Genomic DNA, 21,343 nt, shown 5'->3' on the forward strand with positions numbered 1-21,343 from the left:
AGAACTTTTCAGAGGAAAAACTATGGCTGTTTATTGGTAAAAAGAAATGGATAATATAAAAATTGCTTTGCTTTCTATTTCTGGAATTATAGGTTTAGGTTCTGGAGCATTTTATTTTTTAAGCAAACAGAATGAAACAGAAACTCGCGCCAATATTGATAGATGGTTTGAGGAAAGATTGGCAATTTCATTAGCAGAAAAATTAGGCGAATCTACTGAAGAAGTTTTAGTAACACTTCAAGGTGCATCAAATCCGATAATTGCCGATAAAATTCGTGAAATAATGGATTCTGCTAAGTTAATTTTTACAAGAGAAAAATCTATTGATGATGTAGAGATTCGTCTAAATGTAGATTACGTTAATGGTAAATCTTTCTCAGTAGCTACTAACTGGAACTGGGATGAATTACCAGGAACAATTAGATCTGAATTTATCAAAAGTGATAGTAAGACTGTGAGTTTTCCGTGGTATTTTCCTTGGGATAACCAATAAATATTATTTCATTAATCCTATGTATCAATTCTCATAAAGAGTCAGGTATTAATTTCCAGGTTTTAGGTAACAGAAAACGGGGAAGATAAAAATTGGCAGAGCATATTTAGTAAAGTAATGAGGATTGCTTCGTCGTTCCTCCTCGCAATGACATTTTACCTTAATTAAATTCACCTACTGGACTGTTTCAACTAATTTAGTGTGTTATATCAAGTTGATAAATATTTGCTACAAATAGCTAGGATATTTCTTAGGAGTCAGGAGTCAGTCCTCAGGAGTCAGAATGAATTGCTTTAATACCATTTTTTAGGGTGTAAATCATCTTTTTTTTCAAAGGGATATTTCCTATAAAGTATTTTTCTTGCTCTTACTATTCGTAACATTCTTTTTTCAAATTGGTATTATATAGCAATATGATTTTAGTTGTGAGATATTGGAGACTTTTGTTTTAGGTATGGAGGGAATAGGGAATAGGTATGGAGGGGAGAAACTAATACATAAGAATAAGATAACTGCTATATTTTATGCTTTAAAGGAACACCTCAATTCTCACATCTGATTCCTAATTGCTATAATTGTAGTTGCGAAGGATAGTGTTTGCGAAGCATTCCGGAACGGAAAGCAATCTCTAACTAATTTTCTATTGCATCATTTTATTTGAAACTATCTACTACTTATATTTTTGATTAACTTAGGAGAATTAATTTATGCCTACAGGATGGGAAAAAGTAATAAATAGAGAAGAAACAAAAAGTACAATTCCAAACAAACCTCCCGAACAAACTCCCACTAATAACTCCTCTGACAAAACAACTGAAATAAACAGAATGGAAATGTTTATTCCAGAAGAACCCCAGAAAAGTTTAGACAATCTAATAATTCCCTCAACTGTCAAAAATAGAATTAATACAGCACTGAATAGAATTAAATATCACGATACTTTATATCACCAATGGAACTTAAAAAGTATCTACCCCCGTGGTAAGCGTACCGCAATTAACTTATTTGGACTACCAGGTACAGGTAAAACCTTTTGTGCAGAAGCGATCGCTCACTTTTTAGGCAAGAAAATTATCAAAGTTAACTATGCAGAAATTGAGTCTAAATATGTGGGTGAAACGCCAAAAAATATTACGGCAGCTTTTAACAAGGCGAAAGAAACAGACTCAGTTTTATTCTTTGATGAAGCTGACTCTATTTTGGGAAAAAGATTAACTAATGTCACTCAAAGTTCCGACCATGGAGTTAATGTTAGTCGCTCTGTAATGTTACTTCAATTAGACAAATTTGATGGAGTTGTAATTTTTGCCACGAACCTCGCTAAGAATTATGATGGTGCATTTGTGCGCCGAATTTTGGCACATATTGAATTTGAATTACCAGATAAAGAATGTCGAATTAAACTATGGGAATATCTACTACCAAAAGAAGTACCAATTACAGAAGATGTTAATCCAGAATGGTTAGCAAATGAATCAGAAGAACTTGCCGGAGGTGATATTTTAAATGTTGTAATTGCAGCAGCAAGTCGCGCAGTGATGAGAGAAGGAGAAGCTCAAAAAGTTTCCTCTTTTGACTTAGCTGAAGAAATCAAATTTGTGCGAGAAGCAAAGACAAAAATTGGTTCTCCTCACTATGAAACTAATCAACAAAAAACCAAAATTAAAGAGACAATAATAGAACCAGATGATTTATCTCCAGAACTTCGCGATCGCGACAGCGGAACGGAGTTCTATCGCTACGATAAAGCTATTTCAGAAATAGATAAATCTGAGGAAAATTTATCAGAAGTAGATTGATAAATATCTCTTGCTTTAGGGAATAAGGAACAGGGAACGGGGAATAGAAAAGAAATCAAGATAGGTGAACTCCATTAACCTGAGAAAAACTATATTTATTTAATTTAAGAGAATAGAATTGTTCAGGCAAAAAAAATGACAAAGGATATTCCAAATATATGAGGTACAGATATTAACTACCTATTTTTTGTAGTGCAAGCATCTTGCTCGCTATAAGTATACCTCACCCAGATAGGATTTTCTGTAATAATAGCTATTTATATTGACTACTAAAAATAACCCAAGTATTTGTAGAAAAATTTATCAACTTAGTATAATTTATTCCTTTTATCTTCGTTCAAAATAAATTGGCGATCGCTTACCGAAAATATGCAAAATCTAACTATAGTTATTCCCAAAAATGGTGAGGTACAAAATTAGTAATTTTTAGGTAACAGGGAACAGGGAATAGAAAAGAAGAAAAACAGCTGTAATTCAGTAATCCGATCGACTCTATAAATATACTAATGAAAAAAAATCCAGAGAATTTATTAACCTCTTCCTTCTTACTTCTTCCTTTTCTCTTCCTTCAAAAAAATTGGCGATCGCTTACTTAAAATATATAAAATATAACTAATCAAACTATCGTAATTCTCAAGAATGGTTTAGTCATTGTTAGGGAACAGGGAACAGGGAACAGGGAACAGGGAATAGGGAATAGAAAAGAAGAAAAACAGCAGTAACCCAGTAACCCGATCAACTCTATAAATATACTAATGAAAATCCAGAAAATTTCTTAACCTTTTCCTTTTTACTTCTTCCTTCTTGCCTGCTGATTAAATAACTCCAGAAAATTTCTTAACCTATTCCTTCTTACTTCTTGCTCCTTATCTCTTGATTAAATAACTAATAAAAATTTCTTAACTTCTTCCTTCTTCCTTCTTCCTTCTTCAATAACTTCTTACTTCTTCCTTCTTCAATAACTTCTTCCTTCCTTATTAAATAATTCCTGTTGTAAACGATAGATAATTGTATCCTGTTCAACCTGATTTAAAATATCCTGAATAACGATATCTTGTCCCAAAGGTCCCCAAGTACAACCCTTTTCCAAATAAACCTTAGTAGCTCTACCAATAGCATAAATTCCATAAGCTGCAATAGAAGCTTGAGTAATAGCAACTCCTGCATAAGAAGTAACACCAACCTTTCCTAAACCTAATAATAAACTACTTCCCAACTCCCCTAATAACATACCACCTTCACTGAATATAATTACTTTCCAAAGTTTACCCGCTTCATAGCTAGTCATTGGCAAATTATAGAGACGAGACAAAGAGCGAATTAAAGCTAAATCTATTACAGTAGTTCCCATTACATCAATAATAGCAACAGGATTAATAGCAACAGCTAAAGCCTTATACTTAGCAAAATCCCAGATTAAATCATCAGCTTCATCTTGTTTAATCTTAACAGTTTTATGAGCAATAGTTACCTCAGCTTCTCTTGCTTGTACTAACGCATTTAACGCTAAAAGCGACCGCCCTTCCCGCTCTAAGATAGTAATTATTTTTTGTTTCAAAGAATCTATTTGAGGCGATGGAGTTTCCCATTCGTGAGTAACATTACCATCAGGCCATTCAATTCTTACAGGTATAGGAGCTGGTTCTGCTGAGACCATTACTACTTCTGTCGGAGAATAAATATCTTCTAATTCTTCTGACTTATCCACAACAATATTTTGCAAATTTTGATAAATATCTTCTCGTTCCGTTTCTGGATATAAATCAATTTTATTAAATACTAAAATTAGCGGTTTTTTAGCCTTCCTTAATTCACGCAAAGCATCATATTCAGTGCGGGTAAGATCCCCAGAAACAACAAATAGAATTAAATCTGCTTTCCTAGTAACTTCCTTAGCCATTTCTCCACGAACTTCACCTGCTACTTCATCTAATCCAGGAGTATCTATTAAATCTATTTTTGCTTTCTCTTGTTGATGAGAATTAATAAAAATATTAGGTGTCCATCTAATAGCACGAGGCCATTGAGTCACGCCATTTAGAGGACCTGTTTCTAATATTTTTTCACTTAATAAAGCATTTAAAACTGCTGATTTACCACGACTCACAAGACCAAAAACTGCGATTTGAATTACTCCTTGGTCTAGCTTATCAATATTGGATTTTAATAAATCTAATTGAGTTTTTAAGGAGGATGAAAATTCAGAAGCGGTTGTTTTTTGTGCCGTATTTTGCAAACCAGAATATCTATTTAGAGCTTTTCGTAAACTTGCCCTAGCACGTTTCCAGTGTAGTTGACCTTGTTTCTGGTAATTTTCTGGGGATTGATAATATTCTGTCACTATTTCTGAGTAAATATCTGAGTTAGTCAAGGTTAGATTTAATAGGGAAGAAGGAAGAAGGCAGGAAGGAATCAGGTTTTTGAGTAACTTATATAGCAGAAGGAAGAAGGAAAAAGTAATAGGGAAGAAAGGAATCAGGTTTTTGAGTAACTTGGCTTTTTATTATATGGCAGAAGGAAGAAGGAAGACAGAAAAGACAAGAAGGAAGAAAGCTTTAGTTGTCTAGGAGAGAAGGAAAAATATGGCATTGTCTAAGTTTTAATATAAAATATAAACAAGAATGCTGGGAATAATTTAGCTGGTTAAAAAACTTTACCTAGAAATGTCAATTTGACTAAAAACAGAGTTTTATTCTAATAAATGATATAGGCTATTATTTTATGGTGGAAAAAATGTCTTAAATTCAATCTATATAGGGGAATTACGTCGATGGAATAAAAATAGCTGTTTGCGCAGCATGACCTAGGAAAACCCTTGACAGTTGAGAATTTATTCCTTTTTGACGTTAAACCCTATGTATATATATATTTGAGACTATTTTATAACTCTGTTTTGTTTAAGTTCCACTATTGCTAATGACTCCTGACTCCTGACTCCTAATTCTTTGAAATAGCCTAAGTATTTGTAGCAAAAATTTTAGTATTTCATATAAGCTTTTGATATGTCAAATACATTAATGGCGACTGCTATATGTAGCAATTCCATTTGAGTTGTGAAAAAAATATTTCGGAATTATGGAAAAGGGAAAGGGGGCAAAAAGTTTCATTTTTTGACAAAGCATTTAGAATTACCGAAAAATTGTGGGTATGCGCCTCCCCTTTTAAGGGGATAATAAGCGGTCGTTTGCGGAGCAGTCCGTTAGGATGGGATGGCGAGGTCTCCTCGCCATATCCAATCGACTCCTGTGAAGAAAAATTTTCATGAATTTGTCAATCCTCTTCAATTCATAGAGAGGTAATTATTCATTATTCATTATTCATTATTCATTGTTGAATATACTTAGCTTTTTTATGCCTTTTTAACTTACAACAGATAATTTTACACTCAAGAAAACTACTAAATTTATGAAAGCTAGATGATCTTTTTCTTTTGGGTTTAATACCCCACCGTCTATATGGTGTTTACAATTGGTTGTGGTTTGACTCTCCACCCATTTTTTCCTTTTTCTTCCTTCCTTCTTACTTCTTCCTTCTTACTTCTTCCTTTATTCTGTCTGAGTTTGCAGAAGTTCAACTTTTTTCTGTTGTGGCAAAATATGATTTATTACTTGAGGAACAAAAGATTTTAAGAAATTATTTTGTTGAGTTTGGCTAAATACACTTTGTAGAATTTTGCTTAATTTCTCTATATTCAGAGAATTACTATTTGTCTGAGTTTGAAAATATTCTACTAAACTAATACCTGCGACTCTTGTTAGATAAGCAGCACTTACAGCTTGAACTGCACCACCTGCTACAAAAGTTACAGTATTACTTTTCAGGATAGTAGTTAATGTTTTTGTCGAAAGTTCTACTAAGCCTAATTTTAGCATTAACTCTGCGATATTTCCCGCTACTTGTTTGCCTTGTTCGAGGGAAAATTTTTGCTCATATATAGCACTTAAATCTACTATTAATTGAGCATTGATCGCTGCTGTTGCTAATAAATCTAAAGCTGGAACTGGATTAGCAAATGCTGTTGCTGCAGCGATCCATTGATACTGTTCAATTATCGGAATAGCACGTTCTCGTCTGACTTTATTTAAGATACTTTTAGCTTCAAGTGTAACTATTTCTGCTTTTCTTTTAGTAGTTGCCCAGACTAATTTTTCTGTTTCTTTTTCTAATGTTTTATTCAATTTTTCTATCAATCCAGATATTTCTGGTAATGGTTGTTCTGTAGATTCTTGAATACTCCCATCTTGCTGATGTTTGCGTACTTTAACAGAGTTAGGTTTAGCAGAAATTCCTACTAAATTTTCTTCTGAGTTAATAGTAGATAAAGTCTCTTTCAATTTCTGTAATATCTGGGGTTTTTGGTCTGGTAAATATTGGTCTTGTTTATTCCAAACTAGGATAAAACTTTGACCGAGAGATGTTAATTTTGATAATGCTTGATATTCTGAATCTGTTAAGTCACCTGTAATAACAAATAAGATGAGGTCGTAAGGTGAAAGAGGATTAAGTTGAATATTTTCATCTGTTGTTATCCATTCTTCCTGCCATGTTAAATCGCTAATTTCTAACTTTTGAGAATTAGTAGATAGCCATTGATAATTCAAGATTTCAGCTACAGAAGTTTTACCTACTCCTCGATAACCAGTCACTACTATACTTAATTCTTTTCTTTCTAGTTCCTTAGTAAGTGTCGTTGCTTGTTGACGTAGTTGACTAATTTCTTCAGATTTGTTAGTGCTGTTTATTTCCTGAAAAATATTATCTATAGTAATAACTGATAAAGCGATCGCTTTCTCTGCTGCTTCTTTTGTTGGTAGTGCAATTATAGTAGGTTTATCGAGTGTTTTAGACTTTGGTTTTTTTAACAACAAAACTCCTAAACCCGCCACCATAATTCCTAACATGGTAGCTCCGCCAAACTCTGCTACGGAATTCTGGACACTATCTAATAACCATAACAGTAGAGATAATCCGATGCCTCCTGCTAATATTGGTCTTTGTAATTTTATAGCCATTTTTATTATCCTCAGAAACTTTCTTAGTTGTTCATTTTATCATGTTCAGCTTGTTACTATCTTAACTCTTATTCTCGGTGATTTTTATAATCAATCTATGATTAAGTTATTTAGCTGTATTGTAATTTTCCTAGATTGATTGAGCCTTAAATTCATATATAAATGTGGGATGAAGTTGGATGGAAATAACTACTATTTTTTTCAATGTATGTGTCACAAGGTAAGCATTTCCTACGGAATGCTGTGCAAACAGCTATTAGCTGTCAGTTCTCAGCAACAAGACTATCTCAATGTAGGACAGTGTTTAAATTAAAAAAAGACTTTAAGGGTAACAGAGGCAACTTTTGTAGTAAGACAATTAATAAAGCTTTGATCCTAAACTAAAAGCAATAGCTGATAGCTGATGGCTGACGGCTGAATGCTTACGTCACAAGACCTAGAAATGAGGCCCACTTCAATTTTTAACAGCAGTTCTTAGTTTAATTTTAACAAGCTAATACCAAGAGCGATCGATGTTTGTGACAAATGCTAGAAGTAAGGAAGAAGGAAGAAAAAAAAGGTAAAAATATATAGATATAAATATCTAAAATAAATTGGAGAAGCTCTTTTTAAGTATCCCTGTTCCAGATTCACCTTTTTGTAGCATTCTTTTTTTTAACTGGTATAAAAGATGTAAAATTTGTTAAATTAGATGTCCGGTCTACTTTTCCTGGTAATTATGCATGATATTCCAGATAATCATCCCATTGAAGGACATTAATTTTGGGGTATTTTTTGACAAATTCAACTAAAATTTGGGTAAAGAAATTAGCCACTTCTTCCACTTCTAAATCTAAGACATAATGCTCAATTCCATTGCCGGTTTTATCCACTCCAGGTACTCTCCATTTTTTGGCGATCGCTAAATCAAAAATTGGACTATTTTTATCGATTTTAATGCCTTTCTCAAAATCAGCATGAACTTCCATTCCTTGTTGATGTGCTTCATAAATTAACCAGACTAACCATTGTTTTTTAAATTGATTAGGACAACTGTTAGCTCCTAGTATTTCTTGCATTACTTCGCTTTTATAAATAGTACATTCATTGCCAAAAACTCCATTAATTATGGTATTAAATCCTTGATTTGATCGTAACCAACTCTTTGGCGAATAGTTTCTTCTTTGGCATTATTGGTTACTTGATAACGAGTTAAATAAATTCCTCTAATTTTCTTTTTTTCCCAAGGAGTTAAGACTGATTCTTCCTTGAGGAAATTATTATTAGGTATAACTGGATTGAAAGTCTGTTTTGTAGAAGGAGTTGATAATTGTTTTTCTGTTTGAAGAGAGTTTGATAAATTTTTAATTAGGGCTTGCTGATTAAATCTAAAAGTATTTACAGATAAAGGTTTTAGCCTTTTTGGGGTCTTTCAAAAGTGCCTAGTTTTCAGCTATTCATGCTCAAAAAGGAGTGTATTTTAGGCGCATAGTTGGGTAGAAAAATCATTCTTACAAAACTTAGCTCCTACCTCATCGCTCATTCCCATTTCTCTTGTCTTCCCCTCCTGGGAGGGGTTAGAGGTGGGTTGTCTCCTGTATCCTGCATCCTGTCTCCTACCCTCACCCATAAGACTTTTTCAGCAAACCCTAATTATTTCTGGTTTAAATGGTTGATTTGGAGTTAATTTTGTTGATTTTTCCTCAGATTTTAACAAGGGAATAGGTAGATGAGGAAATCGATCGTGGAGTCAATAAACTACTGAATTATTGGATCTTACTTGAGAAAAATTAATATTATTTCTCTCAATAAACCACTAATAACTTACTCCTAAAATCATCAAAAAGATTAGAATTTCTACAAAGCAACCTACATCAAAAATACGAGAGGAGTCGTGATTTTTTTTTGACATAATCAAATATTGATAAATTTTGCTAAATTTTTTTCTATGGAGTTATACCAATTTTATCAACGTTTGTTACAAATAGTAGAGACGTTGCATGCAACGTCCGTACGAAAGAAGGAATCAGCAAGAAGGAAGAAGGAAGAAATTAAAAAAAAGGGGAAAACGATAAATATAACCATCTAAAATTAACTGGAGAAGTGATTTTTAAGCATATCCGATCGAGATTCACTGTTGATAGCATTCTTTTTTCAAACTATTATTAATCTGGATTTGAGTGGCAGATTTAGTATAATAATTACAATTTTTGTAGGGATATTTTACGGAAAGTCCCTACTCTAGTCTAACAAAAATAAAACTGCTCTAATTCTCTAGAGCAGCTAATACCATATCCGGATGATTAAGTATAATAAAAATGTTCTATTAAAGCGATCTTGAAGCAATATGCCAAATTTATGCTCCGTTTCCATCCTTCGATCTTGAATTTACACCTACGACCTACCACTTACGACCTAAGAATTTTACGACCGCTAATCATACCAAATCCGGTGTTGAAAAACCCTTTTTAAAACATTGACTAAATCTTATTATATCAAGGATTGAGGTTTGAAAAATAAAGGTTCCTATATATGGTTTGCGAGTTTATATTTTTTCATAATATTTAATTAACTGGAGTTTAGACTAATTACAGCGGGCCGAAAACTTGCCGATGGAGAATAGTCAGATAGTCGAACCTAGGCTGAAACTATTTCTTTATCAGGATTGCAACAACTTTTAAGTTAATGATTTCAGAGCTTGTGCTATGGGTTAATTGTGCCATGGCAAGACTTTTTGAAGAGGAGCGAATCACCTACTCCTGACCCAAACTCCCTCAACAATACAAATCATAAAGAGTATCGAGAACATTCGCATCCCTGATATTAACCTTGGGTTGTGAGTTCCAAGTCTTCATTGCTTCTGGGTAGATTATTTGAAGATTCCAAAATTTAGTCTAAACTCCAGTAATTAATGGTAAATGGAATATATAGTCATTCTGAATAAGACTGGAACACTTTTTCAGCTGAAACTCTTTCAAGGCAAGGAACCCTTGTCTCAATCTTAACTGGAATGACTATATATCAAGTTTTGTTAGGGTTGTTCTTATACTACCAATTCCAAAAATAATGCAAGACCTTGCTCAAGACTTCAGTTATTAATAAATAAGTCAGGAACGGCAATGTTTTTAACGATTCGTCTACCAAGAGCGAAGATATCTTATTCCTGAGAACCTTACCTCCTAGTCCCTACTCTCAAGAAGATGTAGCAAGACTTTTGAGATTTGATATTAGTACATAAAATCTACAAAACAACCTACTCAACTATCTGCAAATATCCCTTTTAATTCTAACCAAAATAAGAAGGTTCATTACCTAGTTTCCATTTAATATTACAACCTATACTTGGCTTTTGTTCTTCGGCTATGTCTTTTTCTGCTAAAACTGCATCTAAAGCTGCTCTTAAATCACTTCCTGTAACTGGTTGATTATTACTAGGACGACTATCATCTAATTGTCCCCTATATACTAATTTAAAATCAGCATCAAAGAGGAAAAAATCTGGAGTACAAGCAGCAGTATAAGATTTTGCAACTTCCTGAGTTGCATCGAAACAGTAGGGAAAATTAAATCCTAATTCTAATGCCATTTCCTTTAGTTTATCTGGAGCATCATCAGGGTGAGCTTCAATATTATTGGAACTAATAGCTAGAATTCCTACATTTTTTGGAAGGTAATCTTTTCCAATTTTAGCAAGTTCTGATTGAACGTGCTTAACAAAAGGACAATGACGACAAATAAACATGATTAAGAGTGCTTTTTTTCCCTCAAATGTTGATAGGGAAATGGTTTGCTCGGAAACTACGTCTAGCAACTGAAAATTTGGAGCTGGAGTTGCTAATGTCAGCATTGTAGAAGCGGTTAAAGCCATAATTATTCCTGTATAATTTTCTTGATAAGAAAAACTATAGCAGGGAACAGGCAACAGACAAAGGTGGGAAAAGCATTTCTCTGTCTAAGGTTGATCATCAATATAAGTCAAACACCAACTGGTTCCTTGCCATACCATATTTTTACCAACTTAATCAAAACTAGACAATTGTTATCTTGATAACTACTGAAATTTTTTTCACTACAACAAATCTCTAATACCAATTATTGCTCCATGAATGCCACAAAAAATCTACGAGAGATTTCTTTTGATAAAAACCAATATCCATCATATTTTCTATCTGTAATTTATAGATTTTATCTCTTTATTTCTGATTCCTTATTCCTCGAAAAATATTTGAGATAATTAAGGTACTAAGCTATTCCTTCTTCTTTCTTATTTCTTCCTTCTTCCTTCTTCCCCCTTCTTTCTTCTTTCTTCCTTCTTCTTTCTTATTTCTTCTTTCTTATTTCTTCCCTCTTCCTTCATCCTTCATCCTTCATCCTTCCCTCTTCCTCCTGACTCCTGTCTCCTGTCTCCTGACTCCTTCTTCAAGATACTCTTTCCAATGGAATTTCTACTCTAAAAGTAGTTCCTTTGCCTATTTCACTGACAAAATCTATTGTTCCACTATGAAGGTCTACACACTGTTTAACAATTGATAATCCTAATCCGGTTCCTGCTATTTTACCTACATTACTTGCTCTGTAAAAAGAGTCAAACAATTTTTTTTGATTTTCAACTGGAATACCTATTCCTTCGTCTTTAATCAGAAAAATAGCTTTTTGATCGTTTAAAGTTAACTGAAAATTCACCTTCCCTCCTGTAGGTGAATACTTAATAGCATTTGATAATAAATTATTTAAGATATGCCGAATTAGTTTCTCATCTATCAAGAAGAATATCGCATCATTCTTGTTCGACTTAGATTGAGATTTCTGTTTAAATTTTTGGTTAATTGTGAAATTTATTATATGTTTATCGCTAGCAGTAACTTTGATAGATTGAGTAATATGAGAACAGACTTTAATCAAATCAACAGGTGCTGGTTTATATTTCAATTTTCCAGCATCTGCTTTACCAATAAATCGGACATCATTTAGCAATTCAAGCATTTCTTGTGTAGACTCTTCAATGTATACTAAGTATTGATTTTTTTCAGCTTCAGTAATTTCATCATTATAGGATCTTAGTAATTGAGTAGATAATAATACTGTATTTAGAGGATTACCAAATTCGTGAGCAACCATGGAGAAAAAACGAGCCCTTAGTTCTCTTAAATCTCGTTCTTGTTCTAAAGCTTGACGTATTTCCTCTTCCTCTTTTTTGCGTTCTGTAATATCTCGACCTATATAAACAAAATTATGTATTCCTTCTATATTTGTTTGAATAACTGAACAAGAAAGTTCAACAATAATTTTATCTCCTGTTTTATTCTGACAAATTAATTCTACATCTTGAGAAATTTGTTCTTTTAAAAATAAATATTTTTGGCGTGCTTTATGTAGTAATTCTTCCTTGGGAATAACCATGGAAATCTTTTGACCTACCAATTCTTCTTTTGTATAATCAAACAAAATTTCTGCTGCACGGTTAACAGTTTTAATGACCCCCGAATTTGTTGTTACTAATAAAGCATCTGCCATAGAAGTAATAATTTTATTGATATAATCCTCAGAAGCAGCTAAAGAACTTAATAAAAGATTAGATTCATTTGAATTTTGAACTAACTGCTGCTGTATTACCATTTTTTCCGTTACATCTTCTACTAATACTATTAAGTTTTTTTCTCGAAAATTTTCATTAAAATCTGTAAATATAGATATATTGATATACAGAGGAAATTTATTTTCTAAAGACCTAGCAACTCCTTCATATTCAAAACTTTCTCTCTGCCCATTAGTCACTTCCTCCAGAAGTTCTTCAACTCCTGCTAATTCTGGAAAACTATGGCGAATATCTTCACCTAAAACTGCTAATTTTGGAGGAGCGACAAATCTGTTTAACCCATAAGATACCTCTAAAATTTTTAACTCTGAATTAATGATCAAATACTCTATTTGACGATATGCTAAAAGTTTTTTCAATAGGTTAATCATGGGTACTTTACATTATTTATATTGACATAGATAATTTTATTTATCCTATTTTTTCTAACATTCTATATGATAATTTTTGGAATATTTCATCTACATTTTCCCCAGTTTTAGCTGATGTAGAATATGTCGCTATCACTCTTTCGTCTTCCTGATGCTCAAATTTTGATAATAGTTTATTGATTATTTCTGCATCAACTAAATCAGATTTATTTAAAGCCAATATAACTACACTTTTAGGATTTACTGATAAAAATAAATCTAATCTTTCCGAAAGATTTTCGATAGTTTCTTGGCGAGTGACATCTGCTACAACTATTGCCCCACTAGCTCCTTGTAAATAACTAGGAGCGATCGCCTTAAATTTAGTATGACCTTCTAAATCCCAAATTAATAGCTGCAAAAAATTATTTTTTTCTACTTCTATTTTGGGTAAATCAACTTTTTTACGAGAAATTTTTACCCCTACCGTAGAAAGATATTGGTCACTAAATTGTCGATCAACAAACTTACGAATAAGGCTAGTTTTTCCCACACCAAAATCACCAACAAGACAAATTTTTTTCGATATCATATTTCTAGCTAGTTGTCTTTTTCACTTGGTTCAAACAAATCAAATGTTACGCACCTACTCAATAATAGTGGTTGATTGTACTCCACACCTTGAGGCGAGTTTGTTTGTCCAGTTACTTCTAATCGTCTGGCATCCACTCCCTGTTTTACCAAAGCGTCCCTGACTGTATACGATCGTTCAAGGGCCAACTGCTCGTTGATCTTGGGATTACCAGTACGATCTGTATGACCTATTATCCTAAGATGTTTTTGAGGATATTGGGTAAGAAATTCTTGAATCTGGGCCATTGTGTCTATATAGACAGGGTGAAGTTGGGCTGAACCCAGATCGAAGTAGATGCGAGTTTTCAGTTTAAGTGGGCTGAGTTTAGTTGTGCTGATTACTGATTTTACTCCAGGAACTTGCTCAATTTTACTAATAATTATCTGAGAATCTGCCATATCCATCACTGTTCCTTTGACTGTAACCCTACCTTTTCCATATTCAGTGCTAATGGACACACCTTCCATTTGATTTAATACTCTTGTAATTCTATCTACCTCATCGCTTATTTCTGAAGCGTAGTGTGGTCTTCCAACGGTTGTTATTTGATTATTTACTTCTAAATTGTAGGGATTCGCTTGTTTTTTAGCTATTTTTGCTGCTTTATTTCGTAGATTTTTATTTGGCAGTTGTCCAGTTATAATTAAGGAACCTCGTTTTACTTTTGCACCTATTCTATAAATAGCTAACTCTGGAATATTAGACCAAGCTTCCCTAGTTCTTGCTTCAATACCACGATAAAGTCTACTGTAATACTGATAGATACCCCAAGGTATGAATATTAGACTCAAAGTTAATCCACAAACTATGAATAAGGCAGTGGGAGGTTTAGATTTTTTTAATTGACGATTTTCTTGTACATTTTCTATGTCCATTAATGAATTTAATAACAACTGAATTGAAGGAGGAATAGTATCAGAGTCTCCTGCAAAATTTTTAATATATTTACCATGATCAATCACAATGTTACTCAGTACTTGTCGTAATTCTTTAATAAATGATTTGTTTGTTTGCCCTTTTACTACTACAGCTAAATAACAATATCCCGCAACTTCTAAGATAATTTTTGAATTCCCATATTCAATTTCATTCAGTTCAGAAGTATCTCCAGACTGAGCAATACAATCATTCACAAAACTCTGAATAGCTGTTAACATTCCGGCTAGCATTTCTGATTCTAATCTATTTCGTCCAGAATGTTGAACTTCCGAAATTACTAAGCCAGATTCTTTATGGATGAGAAACACTGCTTGGACAGTAAAAATCATTACTTCTGAGATGATTAATTCTGCATCTGAAACTCCTTGGAAATTAGCTTGAATTTTACGTCTTATTCCTCTCAAGCTAAAAGCATCTGAAATTTTGTCGTTAATTTCTCGAATTTCTTGTGTCATATATTTAGAAATCGTGCTGCCCATGACAGGATACAAAGCATCTACTATAGAGTTTTGCTCTAAAGTAATTTGATCTTTAATTGCTCTACCCATTTCTGGTGCTAATGCTTGAGAAATTTGTCGCCGGTCTATTCTAATCTGTTCTCTAATTGCTGCTCCCATTTCTGGTGCTAATGCTTTGGCAATTTCTTGGGGATAATTCTGTATTGCAGAAGAAATTGCTACTGGTAATAAGGGTGCTAATACTTCACTAATTGACTGTTGGTCTTGCTCTGTTTTTTTAGTAATAATGATGTCTATGATTGGTGCTATTGCATCTGCCATTGCTTGAGGTTCTTGTTTGATTTGTGCTTCTATTGAAGGTGCTAATAATGGAGCTAATGATGAAGTTATCGCCTGTTGGTCTTGCTCTGTTTTTTTAGTAATAATGATGTCTATGATTGGTGCTATTGCATCTGCTATTACTTGAGGTTCTTGTTTGATTTGTGCTTCTATTGAAGGTGCTAATAATGGAGCTAATGATGAAGTTATCACCTGTTGGTCTTGCTCTGTTTTTTTAGTAATAATGATGTCTATGATTGGCGCTATTGCATCTGCTATTACTTGAGGTTCTTGTTTGATTTGTGCTTCTATTGAAGGTGCTAATAATGGAGCTAATGATGAAGTTATCGCCTGTTTATCTTGTCTAAATCTTTTTTGTATAGCTTGCTCAATAACTGGAGCAATTGTCTCTATGACTTCTGCTTCTGTTTGGCCTAAATCTAAATTTTCTGATAATAAAGGAGTTAGTACATTATTTAATTCATCTTGATTGGAATTAAAATTTTTTAATCCCTGACTAGTGTTTAGTTTCCGAATTAACCTAGCTAATTGAGAACCAAATAAAATATTTTGTAAAGATTCAAATGCTTCTAGTTCTGCATCGTATTCTTGGTTATTCCCTGATAATTCTGACAATTTTTGCGGGACTATTAATGGTTTTTCTATACCTCGTCCTTCTACTTGATTATTAGTAGATTTACCCTCAACATCAATAATATTATGGTGATTTTGCTCAGGTTCTTCTGTGATGCTCTGATGGATTAAGTTCTGATTATTTTCTGTTTGATGAACTTCAGTAGTTTCCTGATAATCATCTTCTTGAGAGGTAATAGATTCCTCTATTAATTCTGCTTGAAAATCAATAATATTATGGTGATTTTGCTCAGGTTCTTCTGTGATGCTCTGATGGATTAAGTTCTGATTATTTTCTGTTTGATGAACTTCAGTAGTTTCCTGATAATCATCTTCTTGAGAGGTAATAGATTCCTCTATTAATTCTGCTTGAAAATCAATAATATTATGGTGATTTTGCTCAGATTCTTCTGTGATGCTCTGATAGATTAAATTCTGATTATTTTCTGTTTGATGAGCTTCAATTTCCTGACAATCTATATGTTCTTGATAAGTAATAGATTCTTCTGTTAAATCTTCTGCAAAATCAACTAAGTTTAAATCCGCCAATAAATCCAGCAAGCGTTTTAACTGTTCAACTGTTTCTGTATTCAGTTCAACAGATTGATTATTATTTATATTATTATTATGTGAATTATTAGTTGATTTTCCGTTTAAGTAAGCCATCTATATTCTCATAATTGATGATGCTTTTCTGAAATTAAAAGCTCTTTTTTCAAATCTTTATCCGCTGCTTCTTTGAGTTCAATCACAAACTCAGTTTTTTTCATTCTCATGCCAACTTCAAACATAATTTCTGCTAAGTCATCCCGTGATACTTTAACATCTTTAAGTAAGGAAAAGCGCTTTTCAAGTTCTTCAAATATTTGGGTTTTTAAGTAACTAACATCATTTTGTAGTTTCTCTCTTGTTTGTGATAAATCTTCCCGTAGAGAAGTTGTTTGATGATCAATTATTTCATTTAATGCTTCTTGAGTAGTAATAATTTTGCGATTAACTCGTTCAATTTGTTGCTTAGTTTCAACAACATCTTCTTGAGTATTTTGAATATTCAAATTAATATTACTAATCTTTTTATCTATAGAGTCAACTGTAGCTTGAAGTTCTGTAGAAAAAGCACTTTTAACTTGTTCTATTTGATTTTTAGTTTCTTGTTTTGCTAAAGACAATTCTGATTCTAGCTTTTCAAAACGATTTTCGTACTCTCTTAGCTTAGAACCAAGTATGATATCACGAATTTTGTCAATATTTCCCAGTCTCTCACGCATTTCTTCCTTGCTTAATTCGGCCATATTTTCTCCTTATGTTGTGAACTACCAAAGTTCAGGATAAATGTTAAAAATATACTTTTTGATTCTACCACTTAGTCTACTATTTTACAGGATTGGTATATATTAATTATACTTCTTCATATTTGTAACTGCACAACTTATATATTAGACATCTCCAAAAATCAAAAATAAAATTAATTATTATCTATAAATTATCAATTATTTATCCCTTTTCTCTGTTCTCTCTTTTCTGGAGATATCTCATTACTAGGAAAGATGAAGAATAAAAAATAGCAGGAAAAAAGGTGAAACTTTTACATCCGTATCAAAGTCTATTGCGATACAATTTTTTGATAACTCATAAGACAGGTTTACAACTACATTACTTCAAAAAAATAATATTACAGGAATTAAGTAAACCTAGAGGACCGCTAACAGTAATGGTAATTTCTATACATTTAACTATTTAACTGTAATAGTTCAATTTTGCTTTCACCAATAATACTAATTTTATCAAAATAATATCAGGGCTGTTTCATTCTAAACTGTGCCATTTTATGTATTGACGAAACCACGTTATTTACAGCTTTAGGAAATTTATCTTTCGCTGTCTGAAAATCAATAAATTCATTGTCAAAATCTAGAATGAAATGACCCTGAAATAATATCGGTCTAAAACCCCGCCTTTTAAGGCGAAATATTTTTGGAGCGAAGCTCAAATCCCCCGTTACAAAAATAACTTCTGTACCTCGCCAATCCGACGGCTCCCCTATCTGATTTCTGACTTCTGACTTCGTTAAAACACTGTGTCTATGGGTAATCTGAAACAGCGACTTCTGGCAAATATTTATTCAAATAGCAGAACTCTAGTGCCGCTACGCGGAAGTCAAAAGTCAAAAGTCAAAAGTCAAAAATTAAGTCAGAATGAATAGCTTTAATACCATTTATTAGGAATGATTTTTCACTTAATGGTACTGCAATAGTAGTGATAAAAAGTATACCAACAATAGTATTCAATTAACGATTGTAATTGACAATTGTCCTAGAAATATTTATATAGATTAAATTTATTATTATAACACTATTTCAATGATTTAAAAGTTTTAATAATTGCTTGATGCTCATAAATTTCATCAAAACTTTATAAAAATGGAGCTTTGAGTCAAGAATTGATACTGTAATAGACATCTCCATAAAAGAGGCATTAGGGGGAAATAATTGATAATTTCTATGTGATAATTGATTTTATTTTTTATGATCACTAGATATGTAATAGTAATGATATTAGTCAGGTATTTATAGCATCTATAATAATTTTTTCAAATACATTAAAGACAAAACTACTAACTACTGAGAGGATATCTGAAAAGTTTTTTGATACTGAATTTTGCCCCCCTATCCCCCCAAATTTGGGGGGAACAAGAGCCAATTTGCTTCTAAAAAGTCCCCCAATTTTGGGGGATGCGCGGGGGCTTGGATGTAGCAAATTGGACTTCTCAGACAACCTCTGAAATATTCAGCTATTGTTGTCAAACCAAAAATTCCCTGTTCCTGATGCAGGAGACTTGAATATGATGTGATTTGAAATTGAAAAAAATAATCTTAGTCGGGGGTTAAAAGTTTTTCTAGTCAACTTTTAAGCCCAATTTTTATTAATATATTTACATACATTAAAAGGGTTGATTCTGCGATGAATTCCAGAGAATATCCATTGCCAACATATACCTTAGCAACACGAGAACAGTTACTAGGTTTAGACCTGCGATCGCTAGCTTTATCTCGAGTTGGTTTAGCTTTAATTACTATTGTCGATCTAATCGAACGTTTTGGCGATATGAAAGCTCACTATACAGATTTTGGTATCTTACCCCACGCAGTACTAATTGAAAAATTTTTAAATTCCTCGGTTTGGTCGCTTCATCTTTTTAGTGGCAATATTTTATTTCAAGGAATACTTTTTGTAGTTGCTTTTATTTGTGCTTTAGCACTTTTAGTTGGTTATCGTACTCGCTTATTCACAATTTTATCTTGGGTTTTACTCGCTTCTTTGCACAGTCGTAATCAAATGATCCTTAATGCTGGAGATGCTGAATTGCGTCTCCTTCTATTTTGGGCAATATTTTTACCTTTAGGAGCATATTATTCAGTTGATAGTGCCTTGAATTCTGAATCAAAACCTTTTCCTAAATCAATTATTTCAGGTGGTACTATCGCTTTAACTCTACAAATATGCTTTGTTTATTGGTTTACGGCGATGCTTAAATCTCATCCTATTTGGTGGGAAGAAGGAACTGCTGTTTACTACGCTTTAAATATCGATCAACTTGCTACTCCTCTAAGTAGCTTCATGTTGCAGTTTCCCAAATTTTTAGTCTTTGCTAATTTCGCTACTCTTTGGATTGAATTATTAGCACCTTTTTTATTATTTGTACCAATTAAAAATAGCTTTTTTCGTTGCTTAACAGTATTTATTTTTGTTGGTTTACATATTGGTTTTCGCCTTGGCTTAGTTTTAGGCTTATTTCCTTATGTATGTATTATTTCTTGGTTAGTGTTATTGCCTAGTGATTTTTGGGATTGGTTAACTGATAAATTACAATTTAAACAGATTAAAAATATTAAAATTTATTATAATTCTGATTCTAGTACATACCAAAAAATCTTAAATTTACTTTGCTGCTTTTTGTTTTTACCAAGAGAATTAGTTTTCTCAGCCCAAACCCAACCAGCAATTTATACAGCAATAAAAAATAGTAATTCATGGTTATTAGTAGAACATCAAGGCAATCAATATATTCAATTTCAGGCATTAATTTATCTGTGTAATATTTCTCCAGTATTTCGACCTCTAACTTTAGTTTTGAGTTTACCTATAATTACAACTATAGGCAAAAAAATATGCGCTGAACTCAACAATATCAATAGTAACTTTCATCAATTTATTTCCAAATTACAGTATCGGAAAAATTCAGTTTATCCAGCCAATTATCAGAATATTATTGCTTTATTGCTTCTAGCTTTCGTATTGCTCTGGAATCTTAATACTATTTCCCCCAAAATATTTCCTATCCCTAAAATAGTCAGAGCAACTAATTTAATTCTCAGACTAGACCAAAGATGGGGTATGTTTGCTCCTTATCCCTCACGGGAAGATGGTTGGTATGTCATTCCAGGTAAACTTAAAAATGGTAAAGAAATTGATTTATTTAAAAATGGTCAACCCGTGATTTGGGATAAACCATTATTAGTTTCATCAACTTATCCTAATGTACGCTGGCGTAAATATATGATGAAAATTTGGTTGAAGCGTCATGCTGCTCATCGTCTTTATTATGGTAAATATTTGTGCCGTAACTGGAATAGTAAATATAAAGGTGAAGAACAACTTGATAATTTTGAAATATTTTTTATTTCAGAAAAAACTTTGCCAAACTATCAAACTCCTGAAGTCAAAAAAGTTTCGATTCATAAACATTATTGCTTTAAGAAACCCGATCAATAGTTAGATATATCTGACTGAATAAAGATATAAATTTTTGCATAAAAAAGGGAACAGGGAATAGGGAGAAAAAATGATTTATTTGATAATTTTTACAACTATATTGCTGTCCTATAAAATGCTTACAGCAGATTTCAGACTAATGTGGTACAACTGACGGGGTAAATATTTTGTGCTTGTTCACTATCCATATTCCCATATTCCCATATTCCTATATTCCCTCTACTCCCTACTCCCTAAAACCATCAATAATATGGACCTTATATGTACTTCATATATATATTTATCAATTCTTTCCACCTACTAGACTGATACAGCTAAAACCGTGAACTCTTATTTTTGTTTCTAGGTGTCTTTATCTC

The 21,343-nt window shown here is 32.6% G+C and carries 12 protein-coding genes; 4 read left to right on the forward strand and 8 right to left on the reverse strand.

Going from position 1 to position 21,343, the window contains the following annotated elements; all coding sequences use genetic code 11:
* Positions 1 to 46 precede the first annotated feature (46 nt).
* A complete protein-coding gene (locus F6K23_RS05590) occupies positions 47 to 493 on the forward strand; it encodes a hypothetical protein (RefSeq protein ID WP_293151764.1) in 447 nt (148 codons plus the stop codon).
* Positions 494 to 1,200: 707 nt separating this feature from the next.
* Entirely contained in the window at positions 1,201 to 2,292 is a 1,092-nt protein-coding gene (locus F6K23_RS05595) for an ATP-binding protein (RefSeq protein WP_293151767.1), read from the forward strand.
* A 955-nt stretch (positions 2,293 to 3,247) separates the two neighbouring features.
* Here the strand turns inward: F6K23_RS05595 and F6K23_RS05600 are convergent.
* A complete protein-coding gene (locus F6K23_RS05600; RefSeq protein WP_293152013.1) occupies positions 3,248 to 4,633 on the reverse strand; it encodes a GTP-binding protein in 1,386 nt (461 codons plus the stop codon).
* A gap of 79 nt (positions 4,634 to 4,712) precedes the next feature.
* On the opposite strand from F6K23_RS05600, the gene F6K23_RS05605 reads away from it, so the two are divergent.
* On the forward strand, positions 4,713 to 4,859 hold the full coding sequence (locus F6K23_RS05605; RefSeq protein ID WP_293151769.1) for a hypothetical protein: 147 nt from the start codon (positions 4,713 to 4,715) through the stop codon (positions 4,857 to 4,859).
* Between the two features lie 978 nt (positions 4,860 to 5,837).
* Here F6K23_RS05605 and F6K23_RS05610 read toward each other — a convergent pair.
* From F6K23_RS05610 to F6K23_RS05640, 7 genes are all read right to left on the reverse strand, one after another.
* A complete protein-coding gene (locus F6K23_RS05610; RefSeq protein WP_293151771.1) occupies positions 5,838 to 7,304 on the reverse strand; it encodes a DUF697 domain-containing protein in 1,467 nt (488 codons plus the stop codon).
* Positions 7,305 to 8,020: 716 nt separating this feature from the next.
* Complete coding sequence (locus F6K23_RS05615; RefSeq protein ID WP_367267636.1) at positions 8,021 to 8,413, reverse strand: family 10 glycosylhydrolase; 393 nt, start codon at positions 8,411 to 8,413, stop codon at positions 8,021 to 8,023.
* Between the two features lie 2,156 nt (positions 8,414 to 10,569).
* The gene (locus F6K23_RS05620) at positions 10,570 to 11,151 is read right to left on the reverse strand and encodes a thioredoxin family protein (RefSeq protein WP_293151774.1); all 582 of its coding nucleotides are present in this window, start codon (positions 11,149 to 11,151) and stop codon (positions 10,570 to 10,572) included.
* Positions 11,152 to 11,702: 551 nt separating this feature from the next.
* On the reverse strand, positions 11,703 to 13,250 hold the full coding sequence (locus tag F6K23_RS05625; protein ID WP_293151777.1) for an ATP-binding protein: 1,548 nt from the start codon (positions 13,248 to 13,250) through the stop codon (positions 11,703 to 11,705).
* Positions 13,251 to 13,290: 40 nt separating this feature from the next.
* A complete protein-coding gene (locus F6K23_RS05630) occupies positions 13,291 to 13,821 on the reverse strand; it encodes a Rab family GTPase (RefSeq protein WP_293151780.1) in 531 nt (176 codons plus the stop codon).
* An 8-nt stretch (positions 13,822 to 13,829) separates the two neighbouring features.
* On the reverse strand, positions 13,830 to 16,877 hold the full coding sequence (locus tag F6K23_RS05635; RefSeq protein WP_293151783.1) for an OmpA family protein: 3,048 nt from the start codon (positions 16,875 to 16,877) through the stop codon (positions 13,830 to 13,832).
* An 8-nt stretch (positions 16,878 to 16,885) separates the two neighbouring features.
* Complete coding sequence (locus F6K23_RS05640) at positions 16,886 to 17,503, reverse strand: hypothetical protein (RefSeq protein ID WP_293151786.1); 618 nt, start codon at positions 17,501 to 17,503, stop codon at positions 16,886 to 16,888.
* A gap of 1,669 nt (positions 17,504 to 19,172) precedes the next feature.
* Between F6K23_RS05640 and F6K23_RS05645 the strand changes: the two genes are divergently transcribed.
* Positions 19,173 to 20,984 (forward strand): HTTM domain-containing protein, encoded by a 1,812-nt coding sequence (locus F6K23_RS05645; RefSeq protein WP_293151789.1) that lies wholly within the window; start codon positions 19,173 to 19,175, stop codon positions 20,982 to 20,984.
* Positions 20,985 to 21,343: the final 359 nt, after the last annotated feature.

The organism is Okeania sp. SIO2C9, from assembly GCF_010672455.1.
Classification (GTDB): Bacteria; Cyanobacteriota; Cyanobacteriia; order Cyanobacteriales; family Microcoleaceae; genus Okeania.